The 21,047-nt window shown below is 73.0% G+C and carries 23 protein-coding genes; 13 read left to right on the forward strand and 10 right to left on the reverse strand.

Annotated elements, in window-relative coordinates; translation table 11 throughout:
* Positions 1-117: 117 nt before the first annotated feature.
* Positions 118-2,130: a threonine--tRNA ligase gene (gene thrS, locus SM577_RS20640; protein WP_474587751.1), complete on the forward strand. Its 2,013-nt coding sequence runs from the start codon at positions 118-120 to the stop codon at positions 2,128-2,130.
* 48 nt (positions 2,131-2,178) lie between these two features.
* Here the strand turns inward: thrS and SM577_RS20645 are convergent, their stop codons facing one another.
* Positions 2,179-2,916 carry a D-Ala-D-Ala carboxypeptidase family metallohydrolase gene (locus SM577_RS20645; protein WP_302921060.1) on the reverse strand — a complete coding sequence of 246 codons (738 nt, stop codon included), beginning with the start codon at positions 2,914-2,916 and terminating at the stop codon, positions 2,179-2,181.
* Between the two features lie 219 nt (positions 2,917-3,135).
* Here SM577_RS20645 and SM577_RS20650 point away from each other — a divergent pair, with 219 nt between their 5' ends.
* Together SM577_RS20650 and SM577_RS20655 are read left to right on the forward strand one after the other, a co-directional pair.
* Positions 3,136-3,648, forward strand: a complete 513-nt coding sequence (locus tag SM577_RS20650; RefSeq protein ID WP_302921454.1) for an HIT family protein — start codon at positions 3,136-3,138, stop codon at positions 3,646-3,648.
* Between the two features lie 49 nt (positions 3,649-3,697).
* Positions 3,698-4,756, forward strand: coding sequence for an aldo/keto reductase (locus SM577_RS20655; protein ID WP_474587752.1), 1,059 nt, complete (start codon positions 3,698-3,700; stop codon positions 4,754-4,756).
* Between the two features lie 324 nt (positions 4,757-5,080).
* Here the strand turns inward: SM577_RS20655 and SM577_RS20660 are convergent, their stop codons facing one another.
* Positions 5,081-7,243, reverse strand: a complete 2,163-nt coding sequence (locus SM577_RS20660) for an elongation factor G-like protein EF-G2 (RefSeq protein ID WP_474587753.1) — start codon at positions 7,241-7,243, stop codon at positions 5,081-5,083.
* Between the two features lie 241 nt (positions 7,244-7,484).
* Between SM577_RS20660 and pgsA the strand changes: the two genes are divergently transcribed.
* From pgsA to pdxT, 6 genes are all read left to right on the forward strand, one after another.
* Entirely contained in the window at positions 7,485-8,117 is a 633-nt protein-coding gene (gene pgsA, locus SM577_RS20665; protein ID WP_474587754.1) for a phosphatidylinositol phosphate synthase, read from the forward strand.
* Positions 8,114-9,040 (forward strand): phosphatidylinositol mannoside acyltransferase, encoded by a 927-nt coding sequence (locus SM577_RS20670; RefSeq protein ID WP_474582294.1) that lies wholly within the window; start codon positions 8,114-8,116, stop codon positions 9,038-9,040. The genes pgsA and SM577_RS20670 overlap by 4 nt, the downstream gene beginning before the upstream one ends.
* A 189-nt stretch (positions 9,041-9,229) precedes the next feature.
* Complete coding sequence (locus tag SM577_RS20675; RefSeq protein WP_302921065.1) at positions 9,230-10,390, forward strand: glycosyltransferase family 4 protein; 1,161 nt, start codon at positions 9,230-9,232, stop codon at positions 10,388-10,390.
* 81 nt (positions 10,391-10,471) lie between these two features.
* A complete protein-coding gene (locus SM577_RS20680) occupies positions 10,472-10,975 on the forward strand; it encodes a hypothetical protein (protein WP_088994896.1) in 504 nt (167 codons plus the stop codon).
* 145 nt (positions 10,976-11,120) lie between these two features.
* Entirely contained in the window at positions 11,121-12,035 is a 915-nt protein-coding gene (gene pdxS, locus SM577_RS20685; protein WP_109903512.1) for a pyridoxal 5'-phosphate synthase lyase subunit PdxS, read from the forward strand.
* Between the two features lie 2 nt (positions 12,036-12,037).
* Complete coding sequence (gene pdxT, locus SM577_RS20690; RefSeq protein ID WP_302921067.1) at positions 12,038-12,643, forward strand: pyridoxal 5'-phosphate synthase glutaminase subunit PdxT; 606 nt, start codon at positions 12,038-12,040, stop codon at positions 12,641-12,643.
* 57 nt (positions 12,644-12,700) lie between these two features.
* Here pdxT and SM577_RS20695 read toward each other — a convergent pair whose 3' ends face one another.
* Complete coding sequence (locus SM577_RS20695) at positions 12,701-13,552, reverse strand: helix-turn-helix transcriptional regulator (protein WP_302921068.1); 852 nt, start codon at positions 13,550-13,552, stop codon at positions 12,701-12,703.
* A gap of 104 nt (positions 13,553-13,656) precedes the next feature.
* Here SM577_RS20695 and SM577_RS20700 point away from each other — a divergent pair, with 104 nt between their 5' ends.
* The 3 genes from SM577_RS20700 (at position 13,657) to SM577_RS20710 (ending at position 15,599) form a co-directional block, all read left to right on the forward strand.
* A complete protein-coding gene (locus SM577_RS20700; RefSeq protein WP_474587755.1) occupies positions 13,657-14,319 on the forward strand; it encodes an NADPH-dependent FMN reductase in 663 nt (220 codons plus the stop codon).
* Positions 14,316-14,618, forward strand: a complete 303-nt coding sequence (locus SM577_RS20705) for a hypothetical protein (RefSeq protein WP_474582292.1) — start codon at positions 14,316-14,318, stop codon at positions 14,616-14,618. Before SM577_RS20700 ends, SM577_RS20705 begins: the two co-directional genes overlap by 4 nt.
* Before the next feature lie 231 nt (positions 14,619-14,849).
* Complete coding sequence (locus SM577_RS20710; RefSeq protein WP_302921071.1) at positions 14,850-15,599, forward strand: YebC/PmpR family DNA-binding transcriptional regulator; 750 nt, start codon at positions 14,850-14,852, stop codon at positions 15,597-15,599.
* Between the two features lie 88 nt (positions 15,600-15,687).
* Here the strand turns inward: SM577_RS20710 and SM577_RS20715 are convergent, their stop codons facing one another.
* From SM577_RS20715 to SM577_RS20735, 5 genes are all read right to left on the reverse strand, one after another.
* A complete protein-coding gene (locus SM577_RS20715; RefSeq protein WP_474582291.1) occupies positions 15,688-16,089 on the reverse strand; it encodes a hypothetical protein in 402 nt (133 codons plus the stop codon).
* A 168-nt stretch (positions 16,090-16,257) separates the two neighbouring features.
* Positions 16,258-16,740: a hypothetical protein gene (locus tag SM577_RS20720; protein WP_474587756.1), complete on the reverse strand. Its 483-nt coding sequence runs from the start codon at positions 16,738-16,740 to the stop codon at positions 16,258-16,260.
* Positions 16,741-16,749: 9 nt separating this feature from the next.
* Positions 16,750-17,241 carry a hypothetical protein gene (locus SM577_RS20725; RefSeq protein ID WP_474582289.1) on the reverse strand — a complete coding sequence of 164 codons (492 nt, stop codon included), beginning with the start codon at positions 17,239-17,241 and terminating at the stop codon, positions 16,750-16,752.
* On the reverse strand, positions 17,234-17,728 hold the full coding sequence (locus SM577_RS20730) for a WXG100-like domain-containing protein (protein ID WP_474587757.1): 495 nt from the start codon (positions 17,726-17,728) through the stop codon (positions 17,234-17,236). The genes SM577_RS20725 and SM577_RS20730 overlap by 8 nt, the downstream gene beginning before the upstream one ends.
* Before the next feature lie 4 nt (positions 17,729-17,732).
* The gene (locus tag SM577_RS20735; RefSeq protein WP_109903524.1) at positions 17,733-18,065 is read right to left on the reverse strand and encodes a WXG100 family type VII secretion target; all 333 of its coding nucleotides are present in this window, start codon (positions 18,063-18,065) and stop codon (positions 17,733-17,735) included.
* A gap of 235 nt (positions 18,066-18,300) precedes the next feature.
* On the opposite strand from SM577_RS20735, the gene SM577_RS20740 reads away from it, so the two are divergent.
* Positions 18,301-18,957, forward strand: a complete 657-nt coding sequence (locus tag SM577_RS20740; protein WP_474587758.1) for a ribonuclease FAU-1 family protein — start codon at positions 18,301-18,303, stop codon at positions 18,955-18,957.
* Between the two features lie 127 nt (positions 18,958-19,084).
* On the opposite strand, the gene SM577_RS20745 is transcribed toward SM577_RS20740, so the two are convergent.
* Complete coding sequence (locus SM577_RS20745) at positions 19,085-20,146, reverse strand: ABC transporter permease (protein ID WP_474587759.1); 1,062 nt, start codon at positions 20,144-20,146, stop codon at positions 19,085-19,087.
* Positions 20,143-21,036 carry an ABC transporter ATP-binding protein gene (locus SM577_RS20750; RefSeq protein ID WP_302921078.1) on the reverse strand — a complete coding sequence of 298 codons (894 nt, stop codon included), beginning with the start codon at positions 21,034-21,036 and terminating at the stop codon, positions 20,143-20,145. Before SM577_RS20750 ends, SM577_RS20745 begins: the two co-directional genes overlap by 4 nt.
* Positions 21,037-21,047 lie beyond the last annotated feature (11 nt).

Here is a 21,047-nt window from a genome sequence, read left to right on the forward strand (position 1 = left end):
ATCGACGATTGGCCGCTGGGCGGTGGGCGTCGCCGGCCGGGCCGGCGAGCACGACCGATAGCATCGGCAGGAGCCGCTCGTCGGCGTCCATCCGTTCCGTCTGCTGGAGGAGTCACCGTGTCCGCACCCCGTACCCCCGCCGTGGCCGACCCCGTCGTCGTCGCCGCCGGGACCACGGCGGCCGACGCGGTGGCCGCGGCCGGGCTGCCCGCCGCCGGTCCGAAGGCGATCGTCGTGGTCCGCGACCCGCAGGGCGTGCTGCACGACCTGGACTGGATGCCGGCCGTCGACACCGAGGTCGAGCCGGTCAGCCTGGACTCCCCGGACGGGCTGAACGTGCTGCGCCACTCCACCGCGCACGTGCTCGCCCAGGCCGTGCAGGACGTCTTCCCGGAGGCCAAGCTCGGCATCGGCCCGCCGATCGAGAACGGCTTCTACTACGACTTCGCCGTCGACAAGCCGTTCCAGCCGGACGACCTGGCCCGGCTCGAGAAGCGGATGCAGGAGATCATCAAGTCCGGCCAGCGGTTCCGCCGGCGGCGCTTCCGCAGCCTGGACGAGGCGAAGGCCGAGCTGGCCGCCGAGCCGTTCAAGCTGGAGCTGATCGACGTCAAGGGCGAGGGCCTGGACTCCTCCGAGGTGATGGAGGTCGGCGGCGGCGAGCTGACCATCTACGACAACCTGGCCGCCGGCGAGGACAAGGTCTGCTGGTCCGACCTGTGCCGTGGCCCGCACCTGCCGAACACCCGGCTGATCGGCGCGTTCAAGCTGATGCGCTCGGCCGCCGCGTACTGGCGGGGGTCGGAGAAGAACCCGCAGCTGCAGCGGGTGTACGGCACCGCCTGGCCGACCCGGGACGAGCTGAAGGCGTACCTGAAGCTGCTGGAGGAGGCCGCCCGGCGCGACCACCGCAAGCTCGGCGCGGACCTGGACCTGTTCAGCTTCCCCGACGAGATCGGCTCCGGGCTGGCGGTCTTCCACCCCAAGGGCGGCGTGCTCAAGCGGGAGATGGAGGACTACGTCCGGGCCCGCCACATCGAGGAGGGCTTCCAGTACGTCGGGACCCCGCACATCTCGAAGGAGGGCCTCTTCCACACCTCGGGCCACCTGCCCTACTACAAGGACACGATGTTCCCTCCGATGCAGATGGAGGGCAGCGACTACTACCTCAAGGCGATGAACTGCCCGATGCACAACCTGATCTACAGGTCGCGCGGGCGGTCCTACCGCGAGCTGCCGATGCGGCTGTTCGAGTTCGGGTCGGTCTACCGGTACGAGAAGTCGGGCGTCATCCACGGCCTGACCCGGGTGCGCGGCTTCACCCAGGACGACTCGCACTCCTACTGCACCCGGGAGCAGGCGCCCGCCGAGGTCAAGCACCTGCTGGCGTTCGTGCTCGGCCTGCTCCGCGACTTCGGCATCACCGACTTCTACCTGGAGCTGTCGACCCGGGACGAGTCCCGGCCGGACAAGTTCGTCGGCTCGGAGGAGGACTGGGCGACGGCGACCGCGGTGCTGGAGCAGTGCGCGCAGGAGACCGGGCTCGAACTCGTCCCCGACCCGGGCGGCGCGGCCTTCTACGGCCCGAAGATCTCCGTGCAGGCCAAGGACGCGATCGGCCGCACCTGGCAGATGTCGACCATCCAGTACGACTTCAACCAGCCGAAGGGCTTCGGGCTGGAGTACCAGGCGGCCGACGGCACCCGGCAGCAGCCGGTGATGATCCACTGCGCCAAGTTCGGCTCGATCGAGCGGTTCATCGGGGTGCTCACCGAGCACTACGCCGGCGCCTTCCCGGCCTGGCTGTCCCCGGTGCAGGTGGTCGGCATCCCGATCCGTGACGAGCACGCCGACTACCTGCACGGGTTCGTGGCGGCGCTGCGCGCCGAGGGGATCCGGGCCGAGGTGGACACCGGCGACGACCGGATGCAGAAGAAGATCCGTACCGCCCAGCAGCAGAAGATCCCGTTCATGGTGATCGCCGGCGACGACGACGTGGCGGCCGGCACCGTCTCGTTCCGCTACCGGGACGGCTCGCAGCGCAACGGGGTGCCGATGGCCGAGGCGGTGGCCCACGTGCTGGACGTGGTCACCACGCGGAGCAACATCGGGCCGTCGGCCCAGCAGTGACGCCGCGGGTGCCCCCGCCGCGCCGATGACGCGGCGGGGGCACCGGCGTCAGATGCCGCAGGTCGGCGCGGACCAGGTCCGGGTCGACTTGTGCGCGACGTGGGTGTGGTCGTTGTGCCCCGGGTAGCCGGGGCCGAGGATCTCGTTGAAGCCGTGGTTGCGGGCCTGCTGGGCGAGCCGGCACAGGGAGTGCGGGCCGGCGCCCAGGTCGACGGCGTCGCCGTAGAGGTGCCGGCTGGTCGACGACCCGCCGACCGCGGTGTTGCAGGCGTAGCTGCGGAACGCGCTGGTCACGATGATCTGCTGGTCGCCGAGCGCGTGCCGCATGGCCTGGAGCTTCCACATCGACACCCGGGCGTTGAACCGGGCCGTGCTGGCCGACACCGCGCCGCCGGACCAGTCGCTGTTGCAGTCGTTGAACTCCGCGTAGCTGAAGTTCACCGGCGTGCAGTCGTCGTCCTGCAACGCGTAGATCTTGTTGAACGTCTGCGGGCCGGCGATGCCGTCCGCGGAGAGGCCGTACGCCTGCTGGAAGCGGGTCACCGCCGACTTGGTGGCCGGGCCGTACGCGCCGTCGAGGGTGAGCACCGCGCCGTAGCCGGGGTAGCCGGCGACGCGGATCTGGAGTTGCCGGACGTCCTCGCCGGACATCCCCTGGGACAGCGTCCGTCCCCAGGTGTAGCAGCCGTCGGCGTGCGCCGCCCCGGGGGTGAGGGTGACGCCGACCACCGTGGTGGCGGCGGCCAGCGCGAGCGCCGCGAAGAACCTGCCGAGCCGTCGGAACATGGAGCCCTCCATCGGTAAATGGAAGTACATAGATGTATGGGATTTTCAGACCTGGCCATGCACTCGTCAATAATTTGCAGCCACAGAGTTTCCCGCCGCTAAGTGGTGGCCGCCACCACCGGTGACCCCGAACGGGAAGGCCGGCGGCCGTCGCAGCCGGCCGGGCCGGGTCCGTAGGATCGGCGTGTGACTGGGGCGGAACGGCACACGGACAGCGGCATGGCCGACGGCCTGGAGCGGCTCTGGACGCCGCACCGGATGACCTACATCTCCGGGGAGGACCGGCCCGAGGGCGGCTACGAGAAGCCCACCGGCTGCCCGTTCTGCCTGGCGCCGGGGCGGCCGCCGGAGGAGAGCCTGGTGGTGGCCCGGGGCGAGCACGTCTTCGTGGTGCTGAACCTCTACCCGTACAACCCCGGTCACCTGCTGGTCTGCCCCTACCGGCACGTCGCCGACTACACCGACCTGGACGCGGCCGAGACCGTCGAGCTGGCGACCTGCACGCAGACCGCGATGCGGGTGATCCGCAAGGTCAGCAACGCGCACGGGTTCAACCTCGGCATGAACCAGGGCGGCGTCGCAGGTGCCGGGATCGCCGCGCACCTGCACCAGCACGTGGTGCCGCGGTGGGGCGGGGACGCCAACTTCATGCCGGTGATCGGCCGCACCAAGGTGCTGCCCCAACTGCTCGGCGACACCCGGGAACTGCTGGCTCGCGCCTGGCCGTCCTGAATCGGCCGGCTGCCACCCGTGCGGGCCCGGCGGGTGGCACGATCTGGCGATGGCAGTCAGCACGCGGACGTTGGGTCGCAGCGGCATCGAGGTCAGTGCCCTCGGGATGGGGTGCTGGGCGATCGGTGGCCCGTGGGCCGAGGGCAGCCAGCCGCTGGGCTGGGGCGCGGTCGACGACGAGGAGTCGGTACGGGCCGTGCGGCGCGCGCTGGACCTCGGGGTCACCCTCTTCGACACCGCCGACGCGTACGGGGCGGGGCACAGCGAGCGGATCCTCGGCCGGGCGCTCGCCGGCCGGCGGGACGAGGCGGTGATCGCCACCAAGTGGGGCTACACCTTCGACGAGGCGACCCGGCAGGCGACCGGCGAGGACGCCTCCCCGGCGTACCTGCGACGGGCGGTGCACGACTCGCTGCGCCGGCTGGGCACCGACTGGATCGACCTCTACCAGCTGCACCTGGCCGACCTGCCGGTGCCCCGGGCCGAGGCGCTGGTCGCCACCCTGGAGGACCTGGTCGCCGAGGGCCTGGTCCGGGCGTACGGCTGGAGCACCGACCGCCCCGACCGGGCCGCCGCGTTCGGCCACGGCGCCCCGCGCGCCACCGCCGTGCAGCACGCCCTCTCGGTGCTCCGCGACGCCCCCGAGCTGCTCGCCGTCTGCGACAAGTACGACCTGGCCAGCGTCGTCCGGGGGCCGCTCGGGATGGGCCTGCTCACCGGCAAGTACACCGCCGGCTCCACGCTGCCCCGCGACGACGTGCGCGGCGTCGCGCCGGGCTGGCTGGAGTGGTTCCGCGGCGGCCGGCCGGCGCCGGAGTGGCTGCGCCGGGTCGTCGCGGTGCGGGCGGCGCTGACCGGCGACGGGCGCACCCTGGCCCAGGGCGCGCTGGGCTGGATCTGGACGCGCAGCGGCCGGAGCGTGCCGATCCCCGGCTGCCGTACCGTCGCCCAGGTCGAGGAGAACGCCGCCGCCCTGCGCTGGGGGCCGCTGCCGCCGGACCAGTTCGCCGAGGTGGAGCGCCAGCTGGCGGCCGTCCGGGCGGCGGCGCTGCGATCCGCCGACCGCCCCTACTGGCCCAGCCCCACCCTCCCCGCCACCCACCCGTAACCCCACCTCGCCCGGCGCCCGAGCGCCGGGCCGGCGGTGTGCGGCGCCAGCCCACTCGCACGGAAAGAGGGCCTTCGACCCGGCGCGAGGCCGCACTTCCAGGGAAAGTGCGGCCTCCGGCGGGCGCAGCCCGGGACGGGGCCGGGCCCTCCTCTCGGGGAGTGCGCTCGATCCGGCGCGAGGCCCCTGGTCCGGGGAAAGCGCGAGGGCCCTCGTCCGGGAAAGGGGGCCCTCAGCCCAGCGCGAGGCCGCACTTTCGGGGAAAGTGCGGCCTCTAGGCGGGCGCGGCCCGGGAGAGGGCCGGCAGGAGCGGGGTGGCGGGGGTCAGGCGCGGGTGGCGTGTTCCTTGCGGATCTGGTCGGCCAGGTGGGTGGGCATCGGCTCGTAGCGGGCGAACCGGCGGCGGAAGGTGCCGGTGCCCGAGGTCATCGAGCGCAGCTCGACGGCGTACCGGAGCAGCTCGGTGGCGGGCACCTCGGCGCGCACCAGGGTGCGCCCCTCGCCGTCCGGGTCCGGTTCGGTGCCCAGCACCCGGCCGCGCCGGCCGGACAGGTCGCCCATCACCGAGCCGACCGCCGAGTCGGGCACCCGGATGACCACCTCGTCGACCGGCTCCAGCAGCACCGGCTGGGCCTTCTCGGCCGCGTCCTTCAGTGCCAGCGCGCCGGCGGTCTGGAAGGCCGCGTCGGAGGAGTCGACGCTGTGCGCCTTGCCGTCGAAGAGCGTCACCCGCAGGTCGACCACCGGGTGACCGGCCACCAGGCCGCGCTCCATCTGGGCCCGTACCCCCTTCTCGACGGAGGGGATGTAGTTGTGCGGCACCGCCCCGCCGACCACCCGGTCGACGAACTCGAAGCCGGCGCCGCGCGGCAGCGGCTCCACCTCGATGTCGCAGACGGCGTACTGGCCGTGCCCGCCGGACTGCTTGACGTGCCGGCCGTGCCCCTTGGCCGGGGCGGTCAACGTCTCCCGCAGCGACACCCGGACCGGCTCGGTGTCCAGCTCGACCCCACCGGCGCGCAGCCGCTCCAACACCACGTCGGCGTGCGCCTCGCCCATGCACCAGAGCACCAACTGGTGGGTCTCGGCGTTGCGGTCCAGCCGCATCGTCGGGTCCCCGGCGACCAGCCGGGCCAGGTTGCGGGCCAGCGCGTCCTCGTCGGCCCGGCTCTTCGCGACGATCGCCACCGGCAGCAGCGGTTCGGGCATCTCCCAGGGGGCGATCAGCAGCGGCTCGTCCTTGGCCGAGATGGTGTCGCCGGTCTCCGCGCTGCCCGACTTGGTGATCGCGCAGATGTCGCCGGCCACGCAACTGGCCACCTCGCGCAGGCTCGCGCCCAGCGGGGTGTAGATGTGCCCGACCCGCTCGTCGGCGTCGTGGTCGGGGTGGCCGCGCTCGGCCAGGCCGTGACCGGAGACGTGCACCGTCTGCTCCGGGCGCAGCGTGCCGGAGAAGACCCGGACCAGGGAGACCCGGCCGACGTGCCGGTCGATGGTGGTCTTGACCACCTCGGCCACCAGCGGGCCGTCCGGGTCGCAGGTCAGCGGCGGGCGGGGGGAGCCGTCCACCCCGCTCACCGCCGGCAGCTCGTGCTCCAGCGGCGACGGGAAGCCGGCGGTGAGCACCTCCAGCAGCGCGTCCAGCCCGACCCCGGTCTCCGCGCAGACCGGCACCACCGGGTAGAAGTGGCCGCGGGCGACGGCCTTCTCCAGGTCCTCGATGAGGATCTCCGTGCCGATCTCCTCGCCGCCGAGGTAGCGGTCCATCAGGGACTCGTCCTCGCTCTCGGCGATGATCCCCTCGATCAGCTCGTTGCGGGACTCGGCGATGGCCGGCAGGTGCTCCGGGTCCGGGTCGCGGACCACCGGCGGGTGGCCGGCGGTGTAGTCGAAGACCCGCCGGGTGATCAGGCCCAGCAGGCCGACGGTGGAGACGCCGTCGTCGCCGAGCATCGGCAGGTAGAGCGGGAGCACGTTGTCTCCGAACACCCGCTGGCAGAGCGCCACCGCCTCGTCGAAGTCGGCGCGCGGGTGGTCGAGCCGGGAGACGGCCACCGCCCGGGGCATGTCGACCGCGGCGCACTCCTCCCACAGCGCGGCGGTGGCGGCGTCCATCCCGTCCACCGCGGAGACCACGAAGAGCGCGGCGTCGGCGGCCCGCAGGCCGGCGCGCAGCTCACCGACGAAGTCGGCGTAGCCAGGGGTGTCCAGCAGGTTGACCTTGGTGCCGTCGTGCAGCAGCGGCGCGCAGGCCAGGCTCACCGAGCGCTGCTGGCGTACCGCCGCCGGGTCGTGGTCGCAGACCGTGGTGCCGTCGGTGACCGTGCCGGCCCGGGCGATCGTGCCGCTCGCCGCGAGCAGCGCCTCGACCAGTGTCGTCTTGCCCGCTCCGGAGTGCCCGACGAGCACCACGTTGCGGACCCTGCCGGGTTCGGTCACCACCGGCGCGCCGCCGGTGATCCCCTTCTCCTGATTCTTCTGCGCCATGGGGCGCACCTCCCTCAGCCGGTGGTGGTGGCGACCGCCGCGCGCGACGGGGAAGCGGCCCGGGGCGGGTCCCGCGGCGATATCCTCCGCTGTCTGCTGGATTCCGGGTACGTGACGGGCGGGCGGGTGAGTTGGCTCACCTCCCGGCTCGATCTCACACCCGATGCCCGGCCGGCACAAGGGCGGCTCGCCTGACCGGCCGTAGAGCCGGCGCTGGTCGGACCGTTATCGTGGGACCGCCATGGCGAAGATCTTCCAAGTGTCGGCCCGCGCGGGGATGGCCCGTGTCGTCGAGCCGGTCGCACGCGGCCTGCTCCGAGCGGGCGTAACTCCCAACGCGGTCACCGTGGCGGGCACCCTCGGGGTGCTCGTCGGCGCACTCGGCTTCGGTGCCCGCGGTCATCTGGTCGCCGGGGCCCTGATCGTCACCGTCTTCGCGCTCACCGACCTGCTCGACGGGACGATGGCCCGGATGAGCGGGGGGTCCACCAAGTTCGGCGCGTTCCTCGACTCGAGCATGGACCGGGTCGCCGACAGCGCGGTCTTCGGCGCCGTGGCGTACTGGCTGGCCACCGAGCATCAGTACTCCGGGGTCGCCGCCGCGCTGCTCTGCCTGGCCGCCGGCGCGCTGGTCTCGTACGTCAAGGCGCGCGCCGAGGGCGTCGGGATGACCTGCAACGTGGGCATCGCCGAGCGCACCGAGCGGCTGCTCATCGTCGGCGTCGGCGGGCTGCTCACCGGCCTCGGCCTCGACCCGGCGCTGGAGATCGCGCTCTGGCTGCTCGCCGCCGTGTCGATCTTCACGGTCGGCCAGCGGATGCTGCACGTGTACCGGCAGGCCCAGCGCATCCACACCCCGGACGGAAATCGGTGAATCTCACCGAGCTCGGCTACGTCGCCGGCTGGCGGGTGATCCGCGCGCTGCCGCGGCCCGTCGTGGCCGCGGCGTTCCGGGCGGGCGCGGACCGCGCCCACCGCCGGGGCGGCGGCGCCCGACTGCGGGCCAACCTGCGCCGGGTGGTCGGCCCCGACCTGCCCGAGCCCGAGCTGGACGAGCTGGTCCGGGCCGGGCTGCGGTCGTACGCCCGGTACTGGATGGAGGCGTTCCGGCTGCCCTCGCTGAGCCGCCGGGAGATCCTGGCCGGGTTCCGGCTCGACGGCGAGGAGCTGCTCGCCGCCGACGTGGCGGCCGGCCGCGGCGCGGTGGTGGCGCTGCCGCACGCGGGCAACTGGGACGCCGCCGGCGCCTGGGTCGCGGCCACCGGCTGGCCGATCACCACGGTCGCCGAACGGCTCAAGCCGGAGGGCGTCTACCAGCGGTTCCTCGCTTTCCGCCGGGGCCTGGGCATGGAGATCCTGCCCACCCACGGCGGCGACCGGCCGGCGTTCGACGTGCTGGTGGACCGGCTGCGCGCCGGGGCGGTGGTGCCGCTGCTGGCCGACCGGGACCTCTCCGCCCGGGGCGTGGAGGTCGACTTCTTCGGCGCCCGGACCCGGATGCCGGCCGGGCCGGCGCTGCTCGCGCTGCGCACCGGGGCGCCGCTCTACGTCGCCTCGATGTGGTACGAGCCGGACGCCGCCTGCGCGTCGCTGGTGGGTCCGCTGCCGGTGCCCGGCGCCGAGGAGGGCCCGCTCGACGAGCGCGTCCGGTCGCTGACCCAGCGGATCGCCGACAGTCTGGCGGCGGGTATCGCCCGGCATCCGGAAGACTGGCACATGTTGCAACGGATGTGGCTGGACCAGCGTGGCCCAGTCGACGGCGTGGCGCTGCCCTCGCCGGCCACCGGACAGCTCTGAGGAAGAGGTAGCGGTGAGCGCGAGGAGTGAGCCGGGTTTGCGAGCCCCGCAGTCGCGAACTGAGGTGACACCGTGAGCGCGAGGAGTGAGCCGGGTTTGCGAGCCCCGCAGTCGCGAACTGAGGTGACACCGTGAGCGCGAGGAGTACGGCGGAGCGGATCCGGGCAGTCGCGAACAAAGGGCGTTGACGTGCGGATCGGCATCGTGTGTCCGTACTCGTTCGACGTGCCCGGTGGGGTGCAGAACCACGTCATGGACCTGGCCGAGGCGCTGATCGGGCTGGGCCACCAGGTGAGCGTGCTCGCCCCGGCCGACGAGGACTCCCCGCTGCCGCCGTACGTGGTACCGGCCGGGCGGGCGGTGCCGCTGCCGTACAACGGCTCGGTGGCCCGGATCGCCTTCGGGCCGGTCTCCACGGCCCGGGTGCGGCGCTGGATCACCCGCGGCGACTTCGACGTGCTGCACGTGCACGAGCCGCTCACGCTCAGCCTCTCGCTGCTGGCCGTGCTCTCCGCCCGAGGGCCGGTGGTGGCCACCTTCCACACCGCGATGACCCGGTCCCGGGCGCTGGCCGCCGCGCAGGGCGTGCTCCAGATCGTGCTGGAGCGGATCACCGCCCGGATCGCGGTCAGTGCGCTGGCCCGCAAGGTGCAGGTCGAGCACATGGACGGCGGGGCGGTGGAGATCCCGAACGGGGTGGCCGTCGCGAAGTTCACCGACGCCGAGCCGCTGCCCGGCTGGCCGGGGGAGTGCGCGCCGGGCGAGGGTGGCTCGATCGGCTTCCTGGGCCGGTTCACCGAGGCGCGCAAGGGGTTCCCGGTGCTCCGGGACGCCTTCGTCGAGCTGGCCGCCCAGCGCCCCGGGTTGCGGCTGCTGGTGGCCGGGCCCGGCGACCCGGACGACCTGTACGACCGGTTCCCGGCCGGGCTGCGCGACCGGGTGACCTTCCTCGGGCTGGTCTCCGAGGCGGACAAGGCACGCATGCTGCGCAGCGTGCACCTCTACGTGGCGCCGAACACCGGCGGCGAGTCGTTCGGCATGATCCTCACCGAGGCGCTGGCGGCCGGGACCACCGTGGTGGCCAGCGACCTCGACGCGTTCCGCCGGGTCCTCGACGGCGGCCGGGCGGGGCGGCTCTTCCCGACCGGGGACGCGGTGGCGCTGCGCGCCGCGCTCACCGAGCTGCTCGACGACCCGCGGCAGCGGGCCGAGCTGACCGCCTGCGGCGACCAGGTGGTGGCGAATTTCGACTGGCCCGTGGTTGCCCGCCGGGTTCTGGAGGTATACGCAGCGGCGATCGAGGCCACCGACGGGCGGGTGATCGACACGGAGTGGGTGGGGCTGGGCTGACCCGGGTGGTGCGTGGTGCTCGGGTGACCGGAGCGTCGGCCGGCGACGGGCCGGAGGAGACCGAAACGGAGCAGCACTACGATGCCGGGCATGTGGTGGGTGGTGGGCACGACCCTGGTCGTCGCGCTGGTCGCGGCGTACCTGATCTGGACCGCCGGCCGGGTCGAGCGGCTGCAGGGGCGCGCGGAGCTGGCGGCCCGCGCGCTCGACGCCCATCTGCTGCGCCGGGCCGCCGCCGCCGCGGTGCTGGCCGAACGGCGGTACGGCGTCGAGCTGTACGCGGCCGCGCGGATCGCCCTGGACGCCCACCCCGACGAGCGGGAGGCCGCCGAGAACGACCTCACCCGGCAGTTGCGGGCGGTGCAGCTCGACCCCGCCGATCCGGACTGCGAGGCGGTGATCGCGGCCAGCCGGCGGCTGGCCCTGGCCCGGCAGGTGCACACCGACCTGGTCCGCGACGCCCGGGCCGCCCGGCGGCGACCACTGGTGCGGCTGTTGCGGATGGGGCGCCGGCATCCGTGGCCGCGCTACTTCGACATCGACGACCCCACGCTCACCCTCCCGGCGGACGTCCCGGCCGGCTGAGCCGCGGCCTCTTCGGCCGGCGGGAGGGCGGGTGACGGCGGCCACATCGCAGGCCACCGAGGGTCTGATTGGCTGTCGGAGCGGCGTTGCGCCGGACGTAGCATTTCGCTGCCACCCCCCGAGCACGCCTGAGGAGCGATGTCCCGTGCCCGACTCCACTTCCCAGCACACCAGCGCCCCCGTCGTCGGCACCGCCCGCGTCAAGCGCGGCATGGCCGAGATGCTCAAGGGTGGCGTGATCATGGACGTGGTCAACGCCGAGCAGGCCCGGATCGCCGAGGACGCCGGCGCCGTCGCGGTGATGGCGCTCGAGCGGGTGCCCGCCGACATCCGGGCCCAGGGCGGGGTGTCCCGGATGAGCGACCCGGACATGATCGACGGCATCATCAACGCCGTCTCGATCCCGGTGATGGCCAAGGCCCGCATCGGTCACTTCGTGGAGGCCCGGATCCTCCAGTCGCTCGGCGTCGACTACATCGACGAGTCCGAGGTGCTGACCCCGGCCGACTACGAGAACCACATCGACAAGTGGGCGTTCACCGTCCCGTTCGTCTGCGGCGCGACCAACCTGGGCGAGGCGCTGCGCCGGATCACCGAGGGCGCGGCCATGATCCGCTCCAAGGGCGAGGCCGGCACCGGTGACGTCTCCAACGCCACCACCCACATGCGGAAGATCCGCAAGGAGATCCGCCGGCTCCAGTCGCTGCCGGAGGACGAGCTGTACGTCGCGGCCAAGGAACTCCAGGCCCCGTACGAGCTGGTCAAGGAGGTGGCCCAGACCGGCAAGCTGCCGGTGGTGCTGTTCACCGCCGGTGGGATCGCCACCCCGGCCGACGCCGCCATGATGATGCAGCTCGGCGCCGAGGGCGTCTTCGTCGGCTCGGGCATCTTCAAGTCCGGCAACCCGGCCCAGCGGGCCGCCGCGATCGTGAAGGCCACCACCTTCCACGACGACCCCGACGTGCTGGCCAAGGTCTCCCGTGGTCTCGGCGAGGCGATGGTCGGCATCAACGTCGACGAGATCCCGCAGCCGCACCGGCTGGCCGAGCGGGGCTGGTGACCATGAGCGGGCCCACCATCGGTGTGCTCGCCCTCCAGGGCGACGTGCGCGAGCACGTCGCGGCGCTGACCGGGGCGGGCGCGGACGCCCGCCCGGTCCGCCGGCCCGAGGAACTGGACGCGGTGCACGGGCTGGTCATCCCCGGCGGGGAGTCCACCACGATCAGCAAGCTGGCCGACATCTTCGAGATGCGCGAGCCGATCGACAAGCGGATCGCCGGCGGCCTGCCGGTCTACGGCTCCTGCGCCGGCATGATCATGCTGGCCCGGGAGGTGCTCGACGGCCGCCCGGACCAGCGCGGCTTCGACGGCATCGCGATGACCGTGCGGCGCAACGCGTTCGGCCGGCAGGTGGACTCGTTCGAGGCGCCGGTGGCGGTCAGCGGCGTCGAGGGCGGGCCGTTCCACGCGGTGTTCATCCGGGCGCCCTGGGTGGAGCGGGTCGGCGAGGGCGTCGAGGTGCTCGGCACGGTCACCGAGGGCCCGGCCGCCGGCCGGATCGTGGCGGTGCGGCAGGGCAACCTGCTGGCCACCTCGTTCCACCCCGAACTCACCGGCGACCTGCGGCTGCACCGCTACTTCGTGGGACTGGTCCGGGCCGCCTCCTGAGCGGTCCGCGACTCGTCCGGGCCGCCTCCTGAGCGGTCCGCGAGTCGTCCGCGCCGGTCAGCCGGCGACGGAGCGCAGGCGTCCGGGCCGCCGGCCGAGGAGCCGGTCCAGGTTGGCGGCGGAGGCGGCGTCGGCCGGGAGCTGGACGACGATCCGCTGGTGGGCGGCGTCGGCGAGCTCCAGGGTCTCGTAGGCCAGCCGCAGCGGGCCGACCTCCGGGTGCCGCAGCTCCCGGACGCCGGTCCGTGGGGCGGCCACCGGACGCCGCTCCCACCGCTCGGTGAACGGCGCGCCGACGGTACGGGCCAGCCGGTCGGCGAACGCGTCGGTGGCCGGGTCGCCGCGGCGCAACCGGTGCAGCTCGGCGATCTGCTGGTCGGCCAGCTCCGCCCACTGCGGGAAGTGGTCGCGGGCGCGTTCGTCGGCGAGCGTGAACCACAGCAGGTTCGGCCGGCTGCCGTCGAGCAGGCCCAGCGGGCGGGCCAGCCGGTCGAAGGGGTCGTTCCAGGCCAGCACGTCGCTGAGCTGGTTCACCACGTACGCCGGGGCGTCGCGGAGCCCGTCGAGCACGGCCCGGACCGTCGGGCGGACGGCGCGGGCGGCCGACGGTCGCTCGCCCGGGCACAGTTGCCGGCTGTGGCTGACCATGGCGAGCTGTTGCAGGTGGTCCCGGTCGGCGTCGTCGAGCAGCAGGGCGTCGGCGAGCGCCGCGAGGATCTCCGGCGAGGGTCGGGTGTCCCGCCCCTGCTCCAGCCGGGTCAGGTACTCCACGCTCACCTGGGCCAGCGTCGCCAGCTCCGCCCGGCGCAGACCGGGCGTGCGGCGGCGCGGACCCGGGGCGAGACCCACGTCGGCCGGCCGCCGGGCCTCCCGCCGGCTGCGCAGGAACGCGCCCAACTCTCCGTCCATCACCCGCCCAGTCTGGCACCGGGGCATCGCCGTTGGGTGGCCCCGGCAGGGCCACCCTCGCGCCGGCCTCCCCACCGGCGCTGGCCGCCCCGACGATCGTCGCCATGAGCACTGCACAGACAGCAGGACCGATCCGGATCGGTCTGATCGTGGGAAGCACCCGACCCGGCCGGCGCGGCGGCGCGGTCGCCCAGTGGGCCGCGCAGGTGGCGTCCCGTCACCCGGCGGTACGCTCCGGCGCCGTCGAGGTCGAGGTGATCGACCTGGCGGAGCAGGCGTTGCCGCTGCTCGACGAGCCCGTGCCGGCGATGTTCGGCGACTACCGGCAGCCGCACACCCGTCGGTGGAGCGGGGTGGTGGCCGCCTGCGACGCGTTCGTCTTCGTCACCGCGGAGTACAACCACTCGATCCCCGCCGCGCTGAAGAACGCCGTCGACTACCTGTACGCCGAGTGGAACGACAAGGTGGTCGGGCTGCTCAGCTATGGCGTGCAGGGCGGCAACCGGGCGGCCGACCACCTGCGGCTGATCCTGGCCGAGGTGCGCGCGGCGGTGGTACCCACCCAGGTCTCGATCTCGATCTTCACCGACTTCGACTTCTCCGGATCCGATCCCGGCGATCCCACGGCGCCCGGCGTGCTGGCGCCCGGCGAGGGGCGCCAGGAGTCGTTCTCGACCATGCTGACCGAGATCGTGACCTGGTCCGCCGCCCTGCGAGCCGGGGCCCGCCCCCCGGCCGTCGAGGGCAGCCCCGAGCTGGTGGGGTGAGCGTGGAGACGATCATGATCCGCTACCGGGTCCGTCCCGAGCACCTGTCGGAGCACCTGCTCCTGCTCCGGGCGGTCCACGACGAGGTGGCCCGGGTACGGCCGGCAGGGCTGCGCTACGTGACGTTCCAGCTGGACGACGAACGCAGCTTCGTCGACGTGGCCATGGGCCCGGAGCTGCCGGGGCCGCTGCCGTCGCTGGCGTCGTTCCGGCGCTACCGGGCGGGCCTGGAGGACCGGTGCGAGGAGCGGGCCACGTTCGACTTCACGGTGGTGGGGTCGTACGGCTTCGGGGAATGACCGGCCGGCCCGTCCGTGTTGTGCCTGTTCGGGCGGCATCGGACGGGCCGGCGCCGTGCGGCGCGTGACAGCGACCCGCCGGCCGCCGGTAGGATTGCCGAGATTCGGCAGGGCCATCAGCCCGCCGCGGCTCCCAGCAGAGAGATCACCGGCACCTCGGCGTGCGCCGGCGGGGAGCGGGGCGTGTGCGGTGCGGTCGATGCAGACGGCGGGTAGCAACGGAGGTAACAGATGTCCGGCCACTCAAAGTGGGCGACGACCAAGCACAAGAAGGCGGTCATCGACGCCAAGCGCGGCAAGATGTTCGCCAAGCTGATCAAGAACGTCGAGGTGGCCGCGCGGACCGGTGGCGGCGACCCGGCCGGTAACCCGACGCTCTACGACGCCATCCAGAAGGCGAAGAAGAACTCGGTCCCCAACGACAACATCGACCGCGCGGTCAAGCGCGGCTCCGGCCTGGAGGCCGGCGGCGCCGACTACCAGACGATCATGTACGAGGGCTACGGCCCGAACGGCGTCGCGCTGCTCATCGAGTGCCTGACCGACAACCGCAACCGCGCCGCGACCGAGGTGCGGACCGCGCTGACCCGCAACGGCGGCTCCTTCGCCGACGCCGGCTCGGTGTCGTACATGTTCTCCCGCAAGGGCGTGGTGATCGTGCCCAAGGCCGGCACCAGCGAGGACGACGTGATGATGGCCGTGCTGGACGCGGGCGCCGAGGAGGTCAACGACCTGGGCGAGGCGTTCGAGGTGGTCTCCGAGCCGGGTGACCTGATCGCGGTGCGTACCGCCCTGCAGGACGCCGGCATCGAGTACGAGTCGGCCGAGTCGTCGCTGATCCCGAGCGTCAACGTCCCGCTGGACGAGGAGGGCGCCCGGAAGATCTTCAAGCTGATCGACGTGCTGGAGGACTGCGACGACGTGCAGAACGTCTACGCGAACTTCGACGTCAGCGACGAGATCATGGCCGCGGTCGGCTGAACCGACTGCCCCTGACGATGGTTCGACGGCGAGGCGCGAACGGGATCCCGTGAGACTCCGTTCGCGCCTCGGTCGTTTCTGAGCTGCGTCAGTCGTGCTGGGTACGTTCGGCGACGGCCGGCAGGGCGCGTACGAACGAGGCGAGGCTCTTGTACGGTTCGCCGTCGAGGACTCGCGCGGCCAGCCCGAACGGGAACCCGGTCACGCCGAGCGCCGAGACCGCTGGGACGCCTGCCGACTTCTCGTGCTCGACCCACTCGCCACCGTGGGCCCGGATGACCACCTCCCCGGTGTAGGCGCCGATCAACCGCCACCACAGGTCGAGGTGCTCCTCGGCCAGCGGTCCGTCAGCGAGCAGGTCGCCGCAGACCTCGTCGAGTGTCGACAGGCTCTCCGGTGACCAGTCCAGTCGGTGGCCGAACTGCCGGAGAACCAGATCCGCGCACTCCTCGGCGAGGGCGTGCAGGTACGTGGGGTCGGGCGCACTCATGGTTGGCGATCCTCGCACAGGCGGCGCCCGGACCGGTGACGGCTGGTCAGGCTGCCCGGACGGGCCGAACGCCGGTGGTGTGGGGTGGCCGGGGTCAGCGACGGAAGCCCCGTCGTACCGGCTGACCGGTCAGCGGCCGTCAGGCCGGGGCGGTGACCCGGAACGCGGTCAGGCGGGCGGGCCGACCAGGCTCGGGAACGGGAAGTCGAGGTCGAACTCCTCGTTGTCGCGCGCGTCGCGGTAGACCCACTGCCGGGGGCTCACCTGCTCCGCCGTCGACCCCCGGGTCCAGCCGCGCAGCCCGGCGTAGCCGACCGCCACGCCACCGAAGTTGTCACCGAACCACAGCTCCACCCGGTGCCGGCCGGGCCCGATCTCGCGCTGCTGGATGTCCTGTACGACCATGCCGCCCGGGCCGACGCCGTGGTACGTCTCCTGGAAGTGCTGGTACGGCGCGTGGTCGCCGGCCAGGCGTTCGAACTCGACCTGTTCGAAGACGAACGCGGCGAACTCCCGGATGCTCCCGGGCGACTTCAGCGGGTACTCGGTGACCAGGGTGAACGTCGCGCGCTGCGGGTCGTACACGTAGGAGAAGACGAGGGCCTCCATGATGTGGTTGAGCGCCCCGCGCGGGTCGCGCATCGGTTCCACGGTTTCTCCTTACGGGTACGGGCCTTCGTACATGATGTGCGTCTTCTCGGCGAACAGCGGATCGTTCTTGTCGACGATGTTGCCGTCGGCGTCGAGGAAGAGGTTATCGGCGGGGCTGTCGCCGGACTGGGCGGACTGCCAGCGGAGATAGCCGTTGGCCTGGCGGCTCCACTGGCTCGCACTGGGGTTGTCGCCGGTGGGCCGCATGAAGCGCAGCCGTTCGACGCCGTTCTCGTCCTTCCAGATGAAGCCCTCGTTGTTGCGGGTCGGGGTCTCGGTCCAGTTGCGCGGGCGTTGCGCGCGCAGCGACCGGATGGAGATGCCGCGCAGCGACCGGACCGGGAACGGGGTGGCTTTGGGGTGCCGCAGCCGGTTGTTGGGAAGGCCGAGGTTCCTCAGGTCCTGGCCGGGGCGGAGCAGGTCGCCGACCGGCCCGAAGATGCCCCGGGCGAAGCCGCCACGCCCCTGCCGCCGGAGCCGGCGCAGCTTTCCCTTACCCATTGAGCACCGCGTCGATGGCGAGATTGAGCAGCTGGTCGATGACCAACGACGTGATCATCTTGAAGATCGGGATCTGGGCCAGCGACGCGCCGAAGGTGGGTGCGGCGGTGGCGATCGCCTGCGCGATCTGGATCGCCAGGAGGACCAGCTGCACGATCACGTTGATTTTCAGGACGAGGACCACGCCCGCCGTGAGGAACAGCCCCACCGCGACGCCCTGCGCGGCGCTGACCCCGTCGGTGAGGTTCGCTATCGGCGCCTCCTGGCCGCTCCACCGCTGCTGGAACGCCGCGACCGCCTGACCGGTGTTGGCGGCCCAGACCGACTCGCCGGCCTGCTGCGCCTCGGCGCCGACCGTCTGCACTGTCGCGGCCAGGCTGATCCAGTGCTGGCCCAGCTCGAAGAGCTTCTCCTCGTCGGCCTCCGGCCAGCTGTAGCCGAGCATCCCCAGCAGCGAGACGAGTTCCCCGGGAAGCTGCAACCCCATCGCGTCACCCGCCCAACGCCTGGCCGATCTTGCGCAGGCCGGCCTCGACCTGCTGATCGGCCTCCTCGAACGCGTCGGCCATGGTGTGCAGGCCGGCGGCGAACTGCCCGAGCACCTCGCCGTTGCCCTCGAAGCAGCTCATGGCCAGGTCGTGGATGCCGAGGTACAGCTCGCCGATCAGGGTGCCGAGGTCGTCGCCGCCCCACGGCTCGCCGAGCCCCTGCACCGTGCTCTCGAACTGCTCCAGGACCTCGGCCATCCGGTCGACCGACCGGTCGAGCGACTCCGCGCTGGCGCGCAGCGCCTCGGGATCCACCTGGAAGCCGGACATCGACATGCTCGCCTCCGTACTCGTGGGCGGGCTTGCGGTGCCGATGCTAGCCGTCGGGTCCACTGTGGGGTGTCCCGTGCAGGACTTCTGTCCGACTCGCGACCGCGACCTTGCCCGCCGTCCGGCTCCGTGATCCGGCGGGCAGGCCGCCGAGCGGCGCGCCGTCCCGCCGGCCGCAACCGCCCCGCCCGGTGCCCGGGAGGTCGTCCGGGCGGCGCCGGACCCTGGCTAGGCTGGGCGGATGCAGCTGAGCGGTGGCGCGGGGGACAGCGCAGGTCAGGCGGTCGACGGGCGGCGGTTCGCGCCCGGCGACGTGGTGGTCCGGCGGGAGATCCTGCTCGGCGAGGTGTGGTTCGGCTGCCCGACCATCTGCGTGGAGGACACGCCCGACCTGCTCGCGCTCTACCTGCCGCCGGGCGCCGAGTTCGGCTTTCCCCGGCGCGGCGTCTTCCCGGCCGGTCGGCACCCGTGGGAGGCCGCCGGCCACCGGGCCTGGAGCGGGCACGGCAAGCTGATGCTGCACCGCCCCGGCGAGGCGCACTCGCTGGACGTCTTCTGGACCGGCCCGGACCGCGCCTTCGCCGGGTGGTACTTCAACCTCCAGGACCCGTTCCGGCGGACCCCGATCGGGGTGGACACCCTGGACCACGAGCTGGACCTGTGGTGGCCGGCGGACGCCGAGCGCTACGTCTGGAAGGACGTGGAGATGTTCGCCCAGCGCCTGGCGGAGGGGCGCTACCCCGGGATGGGTGACGCCATCCGGGCCGAGGGCGACCGGATCGCCGCCCTGCTGGACGCGGGGGAGCGCTGGTGGGACGAGAACTGGGCCTCCTGGAAGCCCGACCCGACCTGGCCGGTGCCGAGGCTGCCCGCCGGCTGGGACACCGTCCCCGGCTGACCCCCTCCGGAGGGCGGGGCGGCCCGGGTAGATCGACTCCGGATCGCCGATGTGGCGGTGTCCGGGTGATCGGGACACCGCCACATCGGCGACGTGGTGCCGGATCCGGCGCGCGCCGGTGGCCGGCTCAGGCGACGGTCTCGCGGGAGCGCCAGGCGGCCCGGACCGAGGTGCGGCCGTTGGTGCGCAGCAGCGAGCCCTCGTACACCCGCGCCCCGGCCAGCAGGAACGCGGCGGCCGCGACCAGCAGCAGGGCCAGCGACACCAGCGGCTCCCAGCCGGCCGCGTCGCCGGTGAACAGCCGCAGCGGCATCGCCGTGGGCGAGGAGAACGGCAGGTAGGACAGCACCTGCATGGCTGTCGCGTTGTCGTTCAGGAAGATCACCGCGAAGAACGGCAGCATCACCGCGAGCTGCACCGGCATGGACACGCCGGCGATGTCCTCCTGCCGGTTGACCAGGGCGCCGGCGGCCGCCCACATGGCCGCGATCAGCACGAAGCCGAGCAGGAAGAACGGTACGAACCAGCCGATCGCCGGCCCGAGCAGGGTGAGCAGCCCGCCGCTGTCGGCGAACCGCATGCCGACCACGGTGACCAGGGCGATCAGCGCGATCTGCCCGAGCGCGAGCACCGTGCCGGCGACCAGCTTGCCGGCCAACAGCGCGCGGACCGGCACCGCGGCCACCAGGATCTCCACCACCCGGGTCTGCTTCTCCTCCACCACGCTCTGCGCGATCTGCACGCCGAAGGTCTGCGAGGTGACGAAGAAGACGAACGCGAAGGCGAACGGCACCAGGAACGCCACCACCGGGTCCACCGCGTCCGGGTCGAGCAGCCGGACGTCGGGCTGGCTGCTCAACGCCGTCACCACGTCGTCGGGCGCCTCGTCCATGGCCAGCACCGCCGGCCCGGCGACCACCGCGGCGTCCACGTCGCCGTCGCGGACGGCCTGCTCGGCGGCCCGGTCGTCGGCGACCGTACGCACCTCCAGCCCGGCCTCGCGCAGCGGCCCGGCCGCCGCCTCGGTCACCGCCACGGTCGACGGGCCGCCGGAGAGCAGCGGCGGCAGGATCGTCGCCGCCGCGGCGATGAGCAGGAAGAACAGCGTGCTGATCAGGAACGTGCGGTCGCGCAGCTTGACCCGGATCTCGCGGGCGGCGACCAGGCGGGTGGCCTGCGTGGTGTTCACTGGGCGACCTCTCGGAAGATCTCGGTGAGGGAGGGGCTGACCGGGCGGAACGCCCGCACCGGGCCGCGGGCCAGCGCCGCGTGCAGCACCGGCTGCTCGTCCGCGCCGGGGGCGAGGTCGAACACGGCGCGGGCACCGTCGAGGTCGACCAGGGTCACCCCGGGCTCGTCCCGCAGCCAGCCGGCGTCGGTCGCCACCACCAGCTCGAACCGGGGTGAGGTGTACGTCCGGCGCAACTGCTCCCGGCTACCGGCGGCGCGGATCATCCCGTCCGCGATGATCACCAGGTCGTCGCAGAGCCGCTCGACGACGTCGAGCTGGTGGCTGGAGAAGAGCACCGGCACCCCGGCGGCGGCCCGCTCCCGCAGCACCGCCACGACCGTGTCCACGGCCAGCGGGTCGAGGCCGGAGAACGGCTCGTCGAGCACCAGCACCTCGGGATCGTGCACCAGCGCGGCGGCGATCTGGGCGCGCTGCTGGTTGCCCAGCGACAGGGTCTCCAGCAGGTCGTCGCCGCGTTCGGCGAGCCCGACCCGCTCCAGCAGGGCGTCGGTGTTGCGCCGGGCCGCCGCCGTGGTCATCCCGTGCAGCCGGCCCAGGTAGGCCACCTGCTCCCGGACGCTCATCTTCGGGTAGAGGCCACGTTCCTCCGGCATGTAGCCGAAGCGCCGGCGGACCTCCCGGGTCAGCGGCACGCCCTGCCAGCTGACCTGGCCGGCGTCCGGGGCGAGCACGCCGAGGATGATCCGCATGGAGGTGGTCTTGCCGGCGCCGTTGCCGCCGACGAAGCCGGTCATCCGGCCGGCGGCCACGTCGAACGACACGTTCCTGAGCACCTGACGGTCGCCGAAGCTGCGGTCGACGCCGTCGAGACGGAGCACATTCATCACGATGGTCACGC

Source organism: Micromonospora desertarenae (genome assembly GCF_056150265.1).

What these genes read in the sequence shown, in the direction of transcription:
- SM577_RS20645 (WP_302921060.1), bottom strand. Translation starts at nt 2,916, where the DNA reads ATGTTCCGACGGCTCGGCAGGTTCTTCGCGGCGCTCGCGCTGGCCGCC.
- SM577_RS20650 (WP_302921454.1), top strand. Translation starts at nt 3,136, where the DNA reads ATGGCCGACGGCCTGGAGCGGCTCTGGACGCCGCACCGGATGACCTAC.
- SM577_RS20655 (WP_474587752.1), top strand. Translation starts at nt 3,698, where the DNA reads ATGGCAGTCAGCACGCGGACGTTGGGTCGCAGCGGCATCGAGGTCAGT.
- SM577_RS20660 (WP_474587753.1), bottom strand. Translation starts at nt 7,243, where the DNA reads ATGGCGCAGAAGAATCAGGAGAAGGGGATCACCGGCGGCGCGCCGGTG.
- pgsA (WP_474587754.1), top strand. Translation starts at nt 7,485, where the DNA reads ATGGCGAAGATCTTCCAAGTGTCGGCCCGCGCGGGGATGGCCCGTGTC.
- SM577_RS20680 (WP_088994896.1), top strand. Translation starts at nt 10,472, where the DNA reads ATGCCGGGCATGTGGTGGGTGGTGGGCACGACCCTGGTCGTCGCGCTG.
- pdxT (WP_302921067.1), top strand. Translation starts at nt 12,038, where the DNA reads ATGAGCGGGCCCACCATCGGTGTGCTCGCCCTCCAGGGCGACGTGCGC.
- SM577_RS20695 (WP_302921068.1), bottom strand. Translation starts at nt 13,552, where the DNA reads ATGGACGGAGAGTTGGGCGCGTTCCTGCGCAGCCGGCGGGAGGCCCGG.
- SM577_RS20700 (WP_474587755.1), top strand. Translation starts at nt 13,657, where the DNA reads ATGAGCACTGCACAGACAGCAGGACCGATCCGGATCGGTCTGATCGTG.
- SM577_RS20710 (WP_302921071.1), top strand. Translation starts at nt 14,850, where the DNA reads ATGTCCGGCCACTCAAAGTGGGCGACGACCAAGCACAAGAAGGCGGTC.
- SM577_RS20715 (WP_474582291.1), bottom strand. Translation starts at nt 16,089, where the DNA reads ATGAGTGCGCCCGACCCCACGTACCTGCACGCCCTCGCCGAGGAGTGC.
- SM577_RS20725 (WP_474582289.1), bottom strand. Translation starts at nt 17,241, where the DNA reads ATGGGTAAGGGAAAGCTGCGCCGGCTCCGGCGGCAGGGGCGTGGCGGC.
- SM577_RS20730 (WP_474587757.1), bottom strand. Translation starts at nt 17,728, where the DNA reads ATGGGGTTGCAGCTTCCCGGGGAACTCGTCTCGCTGCTGGGGATGCTC.
- SM577_RS20735 (WP_109903524.1), bottom strand. Translation starts at nt 18,065, where the DNA reads ATGTCGATGTCCGGCTTCCAGGTGGATCCCGAGGCGCTGCGCGCCAGC.
- SM577_RS20740 (WP_474587758.1), top strand. Translation starts at nt 18,301, where the DNA reads ATGCAGCTGAGCGGTGGCGCGGGGGACAGCGCAGGTCAGGCGGTCGAC.